Here is an 11,766-nt window from a genome sequence, read left to right as displayed (position 1 = left end):
CCGTGGCTTGTCGAGAAACATTCTGTTTTACACAAAAAAGCCCCGCGCATCCGATGCGTGGGGCCGTTTGCCGGGTGACGCCGTTGGTTAGAAGTGGAAACTGGTGGTCAGCAGCGCCGTGCGCCCCGCCGCCTGGTTGGCGAAGTGCGAACTGTAGGCCTTGTCGTAGTAGACCTTGTCAGTCAGGTTCTGCACGTTCAGTTGCAGGTCGACGTTTTTGGTCAACTTGTAGCTGGCCATGGCGTCGTAGCGGATGTAGGACGGCACGTAAACAGTGTTGCCCACATCACCGTAAACGTCGTCGACATAGAACGCGCCACCGCCGACGGTCAGCTTCGAGGTGATGTCATAGGTGGTCCACAGGCTGAAGCTGTTCTTCGGCGTGTTGGGCATTTGGTTGCCTTCGTTGGAACCTGCGCTGATCACCCCGTTGCGACCGTTACGGCCGGCCTTGACCAGTTCACTGTCCAGGTAGCTGTAGCCCGCGAATACTTGCCATTGATCGGTGATCTTGCCGCTGGCGGACAGCTCGACGCCGTCGACTTGGGATTCACCGGCATTCTGGTAGGTGAGAGCGTCGACCAGGATGCGCGTGTTTTTCTTCTCGGTACGGAACACCGCAGCGGTCAGCGAGAGGCGGTCGTGGAACAGGTCCCACTTGGTGCCCAACTCGTAGTTGACGGTTTCTTCTGGTTGCAGGTCGCTCGATGCGGCGCCCGCCGACAGCGGATTACCGTCGGCGCCTTCACCCACCAGGCCACCGGCCGGCGACGCCGAGGTGGCATAGGAGGCATAGATGCTGGCGTTCTCCACAGGCTTCCAGACCAGGCCGGCCTGCCAGTTGAAGAACTGGCTGTCGTCCTTGATTTTGCTGCGCCCGGTGGCGGCGTTGGTGTTGGCCTCGGTGTCGAAGGTGTCGTAGCGCAGGCCGACGTTGAGCAGCCATTTCGGGTCCAGCTCGATGGTGTCGAACACATAGGCGGCGCGGCTGGTGGCCTTGGTGTTGGTACCGTTGTAGTTGCGCGCGATGCTGCCGGCCCAGGCGTCATCCGGGTTCGGGTTGCTCAGCGAGGTGCACTGGCCGCCGCGACCGCCGCCGGCCACGGTGCAGACCGGGTTGGCGTTCGGGCTGACGGTGTAGCTGCTGACGCGGGTTTCTTCACCGGTGAACTCCAGGCCGGTGGAGTAGCTGTGCTTGAAACCCAGGGCCTGGAAGTTGCCGAACAGGTCGGTCTGGTTGGTGGTGGTCGTGGTGGTGGACACGCGGGTGTTGGCGCGGCGCCACACGGTGCCGAAGCGGTTGACGTTGAACTTGCTGTCATCCGGCTGGGTGAGTACGTAGTCCTGGCCGGTGCTGCCGTGGCGCAGGGTGTTTTTCAGGGTCATGTTGTCGTTCAGGTCGTGCTCGACAGAGACGGTGCTGATGTCGGCGCGGGTCTTGCGCAAGTCACGATCCTTGAGGCCGTAGAAGTTGTTGCTGTCACCGCCGTCGGTGGGTTTGTCGTGCACGTGGGCGGTGGCGGTCGCCGAACCGTAACCGTAGGGAATGCCCGAGTCCGGCAGGTCGTTGCTTTCCACGTGGTAGTAACTGAGGTTGACGCGGGTCGGGGTACCCAGGCCGAAGGTCAGCGATGGGGCCACGCCCCAGCGGTCGTAGTTCACCGCATCGCGGCCGGCGACGTTCTGCTCGTGGCTCATCAGGTTCAGGCGGAACGCGGCGCTGTCGTCGAGGAACTGGCGGTTCACGTCGAGTACGTAGCGGCGGGTCTGGTCGGAGCCGTAGGTGAAGCCACCGTTGGTGAAGTCCCGCGCCTGTGGGGTCTTGCTCACCAGGTTGAGGCTGCCACCGGCCGAGCCACGACCGCCGAACGAGGAGTTCGGGCCTTTGCTGACTTCGATCGATTCGATGTCGAAGATTTCACGGCTCTGGCCGCCGGTGTCGCGCACGCCGTCCAGGTAAGTGTCGCCCTGGGCGTCAAACCCACGGATGAACGGACGATCGCCCTGCGGGTTACCGCCTTCACCGGCACCAAAAGTGATGCCTGGCACGGTGCGCAAGGCATCCTGCAACGAGGTGGCGGCGGTGTCCTTGAGCACTTGTTGTGGCACCACGGTGACCGAGCGCGGAGTGTCCACCAGTGGCGCGGTGTACTTCTGCGATGAAGCTTTTTCGACCTGGTAGGAGGTGTTGTCCTGTTCTTCCCCGGTGATACTGGTGGCCCCCAGGGAGATGCTGTTGCGCTGGCCTTTCTGCTCAGTGTCTTCGGCTGCCTGCGCCATGTGGGCGGCGGAGCTGGCACCGATGGCAACGCCGATGGCCGAGGCCAGCAAGCGTGGTGAACCGGCCGTTGTTTTTAGCGTAGTGCGCGACATGACGTGTCCTTTCCCCAAGGATGTGAGGCCGCGGAATATAGGGTGAACAAGACTTCATATCAATTGCGATACATTGCTAATTGCATTGAATTTACATTCTTTACACTTCTGCGTTACGGTTTTTAGCCTCTCATTCGTCCTGCACGTTTTACATGGCGGATAAGAATCAATACCATTGGCGCCTCCTTGTTTTCAGGTGTTGCCCTCATGTTGCTGCATATTCCCGGCCTGTTCTCTCGCGAGGAAGTGCAGCGCATCCGCCAGGCCCTTGAAGACGCCGATTGGGCCGACGGCAAAATCACCGCCGGGCACCAGTCCGCCAAAGCCAAACACAACCTGCAGTTGCCCGAAGGCCACCCATTGGCCAAGGAAATCGGCGCGGCGATGCTTGAACGCTTGTGGCAAAACCCGCTGTTTATGTCGGCGGCGTTACCGCACAAGGTGTTTCCGCCGCTGCTCAACTGCTACACCGCAGGCGGCAGTTTCGACTTCCATATCGACAACGCGGTGCGCCAGCCCAAAGGCAGTCACGAGCGCGTGCGCACCGACCTGTCATCCACGTTGTTCTTCAGCGATCCCGACGAATACGACGGCGGCGAATTGGAGATCCAGGACACCTTCGGCCTGCAACGCGTCAAATTGCCCGCCGGCGACATGGTGCTGTACCCCGGCTCAAGCCTGCACAAAGTCAACGCCGTGACCCGTGGCGCGCGCTACGCTTCGTTCTTCTGGACCCAAAGCCTGGTGCGCGAAGACAGCCAGCGCACCCTGCTGTTCGAGATGGACGGCGCGATCCGGCAATTGACCGCGGATGTGCCCGACCACCCTGCGTTGATCCAGCTCACCGGCACCTACCACAACCTGTTGCGTCGCTGGGTCGAGGTCTGAGATGGGCTTTTTGTTACGCCGCCAGGAAGTGCTCAATGTCGAACAGTTGCAGAGCATGCTCGACGACGCGCCGGTGCGCGCCGCCCAAGCGATCCTGATCGCGGCCAAGGAAGGCGTGGTGGATGCCCAGGCCCTGCTCGGGCAAATCCTGCTGGAAGGGCGCGGCATTGCCCGCGATGAAGCGCTGGCGTTGCGCTGGTTCCGCATCGCGGCGCAGGGCGGTCATCTGATGGCGCGCAATATGGCCGGGCGTTGCCTGGAGCATGGCTGGGGCTGCCCGGCGGATGCAGCCGCGGCGGCGCAGCAATACCGTCTGGCCGCCGAGGCGGGGCTGGATTGGGGGCAATACAACTACGCAAACCTGCTGGCGACCGGTCGCGGTGTTGCTGAGGATCAGCCGCAAGCATTGTCCTTCTATCGTCGGGCGGCGGAGCAGGGCCACGCCAAGTCGATGAACCTGCTGGGGCGCTACCTGGAAGACGGTCAGTATTGCCCGAGGGACCCGCAGGCCGCCGTGGACTGGTATCGCCGCTCGGCCGAAGGCGGGGATTTTCGTGGGCAGTTCAGTTATGCGGCGGTGCTGGCGGATAGAGGCCAGGTCGAGACGGCGCTGGAGTGGCTGCACAAAGCGCTTGCCGGCGGCAATCTGAAGTTTTTGCGGGTGGCATACGCAGCCCTTTTAAATGCCAAACAACCCGAAATAAAAGCTTTGGCGAAAGAGTTTGCGCAGCGCCTGGCTCAATTAAACGATGAGCGGCAAGGTGTCGAGGTTGCTGCTCAAACCTAAATCACTATGATTAGGGCTGATTCAATTTTAATCACTGGTTTCGCAGTATCGCGAAGAGAGCATTTATGGGCGCCGACACTAAAGTTCTGACAGCTCATGTCCCCACGGCACTTGCGCAAAAAGTGGATCAGATGGCGGCGCGAATGGATCGTTCGCGTGGTTGGATCGTCAAGCAAGCGCTCGCCGATTGGGTCGATCTTGAGGAGGAGCGCAGCCGACTTACGCGGGAGGCCATGGCCGATGTTGATGCCGGCCGCGTGATTGACCAACGGGCGGTTCAGGCCTGGGCGGACAGCTTAAGCACCGATTCCCCGCTTCCGGTACCACTCTGATGGAGTTGAAGTGGACGAGTAGGGCCTTATCGGACCTGGCTCGACTTTTCGACTTCCTTGCCGTAGTAAATCGCCAAGCGGCTGCACGCACGGTGCAGTCGCTTTCTCAGGCGCCTATCAGCTTGTTGAGCAACCCTCGCATCGGCGAACGAGTTGAAGAGTTTGAGCCGCGAGACGTAAGACGGCTGTTGGTTGGGAGTTACGAGATGCGGTACGAGATTCAAGAATCAACCGTCTATATTTTGCGTTTATGGCATGTCCGTGAAGACCGCTGACTTTGCAGGCGGGCATAAAAAAACCCATGACACGTCATGGGTTTTTCTTGCAGCTTAAAACTTGCGGCTGCTGTTAAACATAAAACGACTTCAACGGTGGAAAGCCATTGAATTCAACCGCGCTGTAGCTGGTGGTGTACGCGCCGGTCGACAGCCAGTACAGACGATCACCGATCGCCAGGTTCAGCGGCAGGCCGTACTTGTAGTTTTCGTACATGATGTCGGCGCTGTCGCAGGTGGGGCCGGCGATGACCACTTCTTCCATCTCGCCTTTCTTCTCGGTCCAGATCGGGAACTTGATGGCTTCGTCCATGGTTTCGATCAGGCCGGAGAACTTGCCCACATCCGTGTACACCCAACGCTCGACGGCTGTGCGGGATTTACGCGCCACCAGCACCACTTCGCTGACCAGGATGCCGGCGTTGGCGATCAACGAACGGCCCGGCTCCAGGATGATTTCCGGCAGGTCGTCGCCGAAGTCTTCCTTGAGGAAACGGATGATCTCTTCGGCGTAGGTTTCCAGGCTGTTGGTGCGGGTGATGTAGTTGGCCGGGAAGCCGCCGCCCATGTTGATCAGCTTCAGATGGATGCCGTCTTCTTCCTTCAGACGTTCGAAGATCACTTTGACCTTGGCAATCGCTGCGTCCCACACGCTGATGTCGCGCTGTTGCGAACCGACGTGGAACGAGATGCCGTACGGCACCAGGCCCAGGTCGCGGGCGAGGATCAGCAGGTCCATGGCCATGTCGGTCTGGCAGCCGAATTTGCGCGACAAAGGCCAGTCAGCCGTGGTCGAGCCTTCGGTGAGGATACGTACGTACACTTTCGAGCCCGGCGCGGCCTTGGCGATGTTGCGCAGGTCGGCTTCGGAGTCGGTGGAAAACAGGCGCACGCCCTTCTCGTAGAAGTAGCGGATGTCTTTGGATTTCTTGATGGTGTTGCCGTAGCTGATGCGGTCGGCGCTGACGCCACGGTCCATCACTTTGTCCAGCTCGTAGATCGAGGCGATGTCGAAGCTCGAGCCTTTGTCCTTGAGCAGGTCGATGATCTCGACGGCCGGGTTGGCCTTGACCGCATAATACACTTTGGCGAATTCGAAACCGGCGCGCAGGTCGTCGTAGGCCTGGCTGATCATCGCGGTGTCGATCACCACGAACGGGGTTTCTTGCTTGTCGGCAAACGCCTTCATTTTGTCAAAAGTGGCGCGTGCGAAATAGTCTTCGACGTTGATCGACATGCTGGGAACTCCTAAGGGCAAACTGAAATTAGCAATGGGTGCAAATGAACGTCCTCCGTATCCCCACTTTGGTTCGCCTACTTCCCAAGGCATGTCGCCGAAAGCAAAAAGGCCATGGGAATTACCGCTTCCCTTGGCCTTGCTGTCTCGTCGTCAGTACTTGAGCCGGATGGATCGTTTCCAGCATGGACGTTCGGCGCGAACTTTAGGGCTTGATGGGCGTGGGATCAACTAAAAATGTCGCGTTTTTGCACGCGTTCGTCGCGCGATGGCGTGCAACTACTTATGTAACCGACCGGTGTGACGGATTGATGTTCCCCGGATGGGGTAAATCGACGGTATTTCCCTGACACACCGCAGGTCAAATGTGGGAGGGGGCTTGCTCCCACATTTTGAACGGTGTTGTGTCAGTTCAGGTCAGGCCAGGGCCGTCTCGGCAGGCGAAACAATACTGGTCTTGCCCCCACGCGACTTACCGGAACTCAGGTACTCGGCAATCGACTCCTGGGTCACCTCACCCAAAAACACCCGCTCGGCATCCATCACCGGCAGCCACGAACGGTTGAACTCGTACATGCGCGACAGCAGGATGCGCAAGTGCTCGTCATACGCCGCCGTGGCGTTGAATTCGCGCAGGTACTGGCCGCACGTACCGGTCTGACGGTGCAGGTCGCGACGGCGCACATAGCCCAGCGCCTTGTTCTCGGCACAGGTGACCACCACGTAGCGGCGGTCATGTTCGTCCATCAGCTCCAGGGCGTCGGCCACCGGGGTCTCCGGGCTCACCGACGGGGCGTTGTCCGCCGCGTCTTCGGCCTTCACCAGCAGCAGGCGCTTGAGCGTGCTGTCCTGGCCCACGAAGTTGCTGACGAACTCGTCGGCCGGGTGCGCCAGCAGCGTGTCCGGGTGGTCGATCTGCAGCAGTTTGCCGGCGCGGAAGATCGCGATCTTGTCACCCAGCTTGATCGCTTCGTCGATGTCGTGGCTGACCATGATCACGGTCTTGTTCAGCGCACGTTGCATCTCGAAGAATTCGTTCTGGATCATCTCGCGGTTGATCGGGTCGACCGCGCCGAACGGCTCATCCATCAGCAACAGCGGCGCGTCGGCCGCCAGCGCGCGGATCACGCCGATGCGCTGTTGCTGGCCGCCGGACAATTCACGCGGGTAGCGGTGCAGATACTGCTTGGGCTCCAGCTTGATCATGCTCATCAACTCGCGGGCGCGGTCGTGGCATTTTTGCTTGTCCCAACCGAGCAGCTTGGGCACGACCACGATGTTTTCCTCGATGGTCATGTTGGGAAACAGGCCGATCTGCTGGATCACGTAGCCGATGTTGCGACGCAGGGTCACCTCGTCGAGGTCGGTGGTGTCTTCGCCGTTGATCAGGATCTTGCCCGAGGTGGGCTTGATCAGGCGGTTGATCATCTTCAGCGTGGTGCTCTTGCCGCAGCCCGAGGGGCCGAGGAATACGCAAATTTCGCCTTCGTTGACGGTCAGGCTGACATCGTTGACGGCCGTGACGGTCTTGCCGTTGCTTTGAAAGGTCTTGGACAGATTTTGAAGTTCGATCATTTGAGCAATCCTTTTGGAGTCAGCGAGCGTTGCAACGACTGCAGAAGCAGGTCGGCGAAGATGGCCAGGAGACTGACCAGCACGGCGCCGACGATCAGCATCGACATGTCGCTGCGGCTGATGGAGGCCAGAATCAGTACACCCAGGCCACCGGCGCCGATGGTGGCGGCGATGGTCATCACACCGATGTTCATCACCACGGCGGTGCGCACGCCGGCGAGGATCACCGGCACCGCAATCGGCAGTTCGACCATGCGCAGGCGCTGGCCGAAGGTCATGCCGATGCCTTTGGCGGCTTCGCGAATGCCCGGCTCCACGCCGGTAAGGGCCAGGTAGGTGTTACGCATGATGGGTAGCAGGGAGTAGAGGAACACGGCGGTAATCGCCGGCATCGGCCCCAGGCCCTGGCCGAACTTGGAGTAGAACGGCAGCAGCAGGCCGAACAGGGCGATGGATGGCACGGTCAGCAACACGGTTGCGCTGGCCTGCAACGGGCCGGCCAGGGTCGGGTAGCGCGTCATCAGGATGCCCAGGGGCACACCGACAAAGATCGCGAGAATCACCGCGACGCCGACCAGGGTGATGTGCTGCCAGGTCAGGTGCAGGACTTGGGCCCAATCAAGATGGGAAAAGGCGTTCAGGAATTCCATGTCTTCTCCTCTTTAATGGATGGGGTGTTGGCGCAGGAAATCGGCGGCCACCGCGGACGGGCTTTCATGGTCGACGTCGACCCGTGCATTCAGCTGGCGCATGGTTTCGTCGTCGAACAGGTCCGCCAGTGGCTTGAGCTCAGCGGCCAGTTGCGGGTGCTGGTCGAGGTATTCCTGGCGGATAACAGGCGCGGCGGTGTAGTCCGGGAAGTAGCGCTTGTCGTCTTCCAGCAGCTTCAACTTGAACGCGTTCAGGCGCCCGTCGGTGGTGTAGACCAAGCCGGCAAACACTTGGCCGTTACGCAGTGCGGTGTAGACCAGGCCTGCATCCATCTGCCGGGTGTTCTTGCGGGTGAGGTTCATGTCGTACAGCTTGACCATGCCGGCCAGACCGTCGGAGCGGTTGGCGAACTCGGTGTCCAGAGCCACCAGGCGGTGCTCTTTGGTGTCTTGCGCCATGGCGTTGGTGAGGTCGCTGATGCTGTTGATCTCGGGGTGTTCCTTGGCCACTTTTTCCGGCAGTGCCAGGGCGTAAGTGTTGCTGAAGTGCGACGGCGACAGCCAGACCAAGCCTTTTTTCGCGTCGAGTTCTTTCACCCGTGCGTAGGACTGCGCGCTGTCGAGCTTCTCGTCGATGTGGTTGTAGGCGACCAGCGACACCCCGGTGTATTCCCAGAGCAGATCCAGCTGCCCGCTTTCCTGGGCACTGCGCGCCAGGTTGCTGCCCAGTCCGCCGGTCACACGGGTGTCGTAACCCTTGGTGCGCAGGTACTGGGAAGTGATTTCGGCGAGCAGGGTCTGTTCGGTGAACACCCGGGCGCCGATGCGAATTACCGGTTTCTCGGCGGCTTGCGCAATGCCTGCAAACAGCAGGACGCAGCCTAATATCAAGCTTAGTTTTTTCATGTGAATTCCTTTACCCAGCCTTAAGACGCACGCACTCCGCGTTCCAGCCAGAGGCGGCTGGCCATGGTCACCAGACCGTCGAGCAGCAAGGCCAGCAGCGCTGTGCACGCGGCGCCAAGCAGCAATTGCGGCTGATTGTTCAGGGCGATGCCGGGGAAGATCAGGCTGCCCAGGCTGTTGGCGCCGATCAGAAAGGCCAGCGGTGCGGTGCCGACGTTGATCGCCAGGGCCACGCGCACACCGCCGATGATGATCGGCACGGCGTTGGGCAATTCCACGCGAAACAGCACCTGGCGCGGGGTCATGCCGATGCCGGTGGCGGCTTCCTTGAGGGAACCCTGTACGTTTTTCAGGCCTTCGTAGGTGTTGCGCACGATGGGCAGCAGGGAGGCGAGGAACAGCGCAAAGATCGCCGGGCCACTGCCGATGCCGAGGACGCCGAGGGCGATGGCCAGTACGGCCAGGGGCGGGACGGTGTTGCCGATGTTGAAGATCTGCATGAAGCGTTCTGCGCGCCCGACCCAATTTGGTCGGCTGAGCAGGATACCGGCGGGGATGCCCACAATCAGGGCGGCCAGCATGGAGACTAAAACAAGGATCAGATGAGCTTGCAGGTAAAACAACAAATCGTCGCGGTACAGTTCGATCGTGTTGATGCCGATCCAGTGGACCAGCAGGGCCAGGAGCGCGACGACAACCGCGCCTCCTATCAGCCCTTTGCCATAGCGAATAGCCACAGGCGGACTCCTTTTTTCTTTTGTCGGCGAACACATTTGCGCGTGGCATGCCATTGCTGGCTGTCAGCGAAATGTGGTCGCGAAATGCAGCTCGCCAATACCGTCAAAAGCGGCATGAGTTCGAGCCATAAGCGCTGCCCCGTCAGGCTAACTTGCTGATTTTTCAGCCCCTGATACGCGTGCGTTGGCAGGGGAGTGGACGTCTCCACCTTTTAAAAGGTTCCACACTTGGCCTTATTTAGCCACCCCCAACCGGGCGAATGGTGGTCCGGTGCGCCCGGTTTGCGCTATACTCGCCGCCCTTTTTTGACTCACCTGCCAGGCGATTTCCCATGACCCACCAGGCCGCCGAAGTCGCGAAACGCCGCACTTTCGCCATTATTTCCCACCCCGATGCCGGTAAGACCACCATCACCGAGAAGCTGTTGCTGATGGGCAAGGCGATCGCGGTGGCCGGCACGGTGAAATCCCGCAAATCCGACCGCCATGCCACCTCCGACTGGATGGAAATGGAAAAACAACGGGGTATTTCCATTACCACGTCGGTCATGCAGTTCCCGTATCGCGACCACATGGTCAACCTGCTCGACACCCCAGGCCACGAAGACTTCTCCGAAGACACCTACCGCACCCTCACCGCGGTGGACTCGGCCCTGATGGTTCTCGACGGCGGTAAAGGCGTCGAGCCACGCACCATCGCGCTGATGGACGTGTGCCGCCTGCGTGACACGCCCATCGTCAGCTTCATCAACAAACTCGACCGCGACATTCGCGACCCTATCGAACTGCTGGATGAAATCGAAGCGGTCCTGAAGATCAAGGCCGCGCCGATCACCTGGCCGATTGGTTGCTATCGCGACTTCAAGGGCGTGTACCACCTGGCCGACGACTACATCATTGTCTACACCGCCGGCCACGGCCACGAACGCACCGACGTGAAAATCATCGAGAAACTCGACTCGGATGAAGCCCGCGCTCACCTGGGTGACGAGTACGACCGCTTCGTCGACCAGCTGGAACTGGTGCAGGGCGCCTGCCATGAATTCAACCAGCAGGAATTCCTCGACGGTCAACTGACTCCGGTGTTCTTCGGGACGGCCCTGGGCAACTTCGGTGTCGACCATGTGCTCGACGCCGTTGTGGACTGGGCGCCGAAACCCCTGGCTCGTGTCGCCAACGAACGCACCGTGGAACCGGTGGAGGAGAAGTTCTCGGGCTTCATCTTCAAGATCCAGGCGAACATGGACCCCAAGCACCGTGACCGTATCGCGTTCATGCGCATCTGCTCGGGCAAATACGAAAAAGGCATGAAGATGCGCCACGTGCGCACCGGCAAGGACGTGCGCATCGGCGACGCCCTGACGTTCTTCTCTTCCGAGCGTGAGCAACTGGAAGAGGCGTTTGCCGGCGACATCATCGGCCTGCACAACCACGGCACCATCCAGATCGGTGACACCTTCACCGAGGGCGAAGTGCTGGGCTTCACCGGTATCCCGCACTTCGCCCCGGAACTGTTCCGCCGCGTACGCCTGCGCGACCCGCTCAAGTCCAAGCAACTGCGCCAGGGCTTGCAGCAGTTGGCGGAAGAGGGCGCCACCCAGGTGTTCTTCCCCGAGCGCAGCAACGACATCATCCTCGGCGCCGTCGGTGTGCTGCAGTTCGATGTGGTCGCCAGCCGCCTGAAAGAGGAATACAAGGTCGAATGCTCCTACGAGCCGATCACTGTGTATTCCGCGCGCTGGATCGAGTGCAGCGATAAGAAGAAGCTGGAGGAGTTCTCCAACAAGGCTGTGGAAAACCTGGCAGTGGACGGCGGCGGTCACCTGACCTACCTGGCGCCGACGCGGGTGAACCTGGCGTTGATGGAAGAGCGCTGGCCGGATGTGAAATTCCGCGCGACCCGCGAGCACCATTAAAGGTCTGAGCGGTACAGAGAAGGGCGAAGCGATGGTGGCTTCGCCCTTTTTTTGGCGTGAATTTCACCTCAAGAAGCCATACGTTCCCTG

Annotated in this window: 11 protein-coding genes; 5 read left to right on the top strand and 6 right to left on the bottom strand. The window is 60.4% G+C overall.

Features of this window, described 5'->3' with window-relative positions; all coding sequences use genetic code 11:
• Nucleotides 1-87: 87 nt before the first annotated feature.
• The gene (locus tag V6M90_RS07765; RefSeq protein ID WP_332846276.1) at nt 88-2,373 is read right to left on the bottom strand and encodes a TonB-dependent receptor; all 2,286 of its coding nucleotides are present in this window, start codon (nt 2,371-2,373) and stop codon (nt 88-90) included.
• 207 nt (nt 2,374-2,580) lie between these two features.
• On the opposite strand from V6M90_RS07765, the gene V6M90_RS07760 reads away from it, so the two are divergent.
• The 4 genes from V6M90_RS07760 to V6M90_RS07745 all read left to right on the top strand — a co-directional run bounded on the left by V6M90_RS07760 (nt 2,581) and on the right by V6M90_RS07745 (nt 4,655).
• Entirely contained in the window at nt 2,581-3,261 is a 681-nt protein-coding gene (locus tag V6M90_RS07760; protein WP_003171708.1) for a Fe2+-dependent dioxygenase, read from the top strand.
• Nucleotide 3,262: 1 nt separating this feature from the next.
• Entirely contained in the window at nt 3,263-4,048 is a 786-nt protein-coding gene (locus V6M90_RS07755) for a tetratricopeptide repeat protein (protein ID WP_332846275.1), read from the top strand.
• A 65-nt stretch (nt 4,049-4,113) separates the two neighbouring features.
• The gene (locus tag V6M90_RS07750; protein WP_042944164.1) at nt 4,114-4,380 is read left to right on the top strand and encodes a CopG family ribbon-helix-helix protein; all 267 of its coding nucleotides are present in this window, start codon (nt 4,114-4,116) and stop codon (nt 4,378-4,380) included.
• Nucleotides 4,380-4,655, top strand: coding sequence for a type II toxin-antitoxin system RelE/ParE family toxin (locus V6M90_RS07745; protein WP_042944166.1), 276 nt, complete (start codon nt 4,380-4,382; stop codon nt 4,653-4,655). The genes V6M90_RS07750 and V6M90_RS07745 overlap by 1 nt, the downstream gene beginning before the upstream one ends.
• A gap of 73 nt (nt 4,656-4,728) precedes the next feature.
• Here V6M90_RS07745 and V6M90_RS07740 read toward each other — a convergent pair whose 3' ends face one another.
• The 5 genes from V6M90_RS07740 to V6M90_RS07720 all read right to left on the bottom strand — a co-directional run bounded on the left by V6M90_RS07740 (nt 4,729) and on the right by V6M90_RS07720 (nt 9,796).
• Nucleotides 4,729-5,892: a type III PLP-dependent enzyme gene (locus V6M90_RS07740; protein WP_014716890.1), complete on the bottom strand. Its 1,164-nt coding sequence runs from the start codon at nt 5,890-5,892 to the stop codon at nt 4,729-4,731.
• A 417-nt stretch (nt 5,893-6,309) separates the two neighbouring features.
• Complete coding sequence (locus V6M90_RS07735) at nt 6,310-7,467, bottom strand: osmoprotectant ABC transporter ATP-binding protein OsmV (protein ID WP_003171711.1); 1,158 nt, start codon at nt 7,465-7,467, stop codon at nt 6,310-6,312.
• Complete coding sequence (locus V6M90_RS07730; RefSeq protein ID WP_141064351.1) at nt 7,464-8,117, bottom strand: ABC transporter permease; 654 nt, start codon at nt 8,115-8,117, stop codon at nt 7,464-7,466. The genes V6M90_RS07735 and V6M90_RS07730 overlap by 4 nt, the downstream gene beginning before the upstream one ends.
• A gap of 12 nt (nt 8,118-8,129) precedes the next feature.
• Nucleotides 8,130-9,023 carry a glycine betaine ABC transporter substrate-binding protein gene (locus V6M90_RS07725; protein WP_003171713.1) on the bottom strand — a complete coding sequence of 298 codons (894 nt, stop codon included), beginning with the start codon at nt 9,021-9,023 and terminating at the stop codon, nt 8,130-8,132.
• 20 nt (nt 9,024-9,043) lie between these two features.
• On the bottom strand, nt 9,044-9,796 hold the full coding sequence (locus V6M90_RS07720; protein ID WP_408637284.1) for an ABC transporter permease: 753 nt from the start codon (nt 9,794-9,796) through the stop codon (nt 9,044-9,046).
• A 296-nt stretch (nt 9,797-10,092) separates the two neighbouring features.
• Here V6M90_RS07720 and V6M90_RS07715 point away from each other — a divergent pair, with 296 nt between their 5' ends.
• Entirely contained in the window at nt 10,093-11,676 is a 1,584-nt protein-coding gene (locus tag V6M90_RS07715; protein ID WP_003171715.1) for a peptide chain release factor 3, read from the top strand.
• Nucleotides 11,677-11,766: the final 90 nt, after the last annotated feature.

Source organism: Pseudomonas lactucae (genome assembly GCF_036688725.1).
GTDB classification, from domain to species: Bacteria; Pseudomonadota; Gammaproteobacteria; order Pseudomonadales; family Pseudomonadaceae; genus Aquipseudomonas; species Aquipseudomonas lactucae.
Note: the sequence above shows the minus strand (reverse complement) of the source record. Positions and strands in the feature narration are given on the sequence as shown.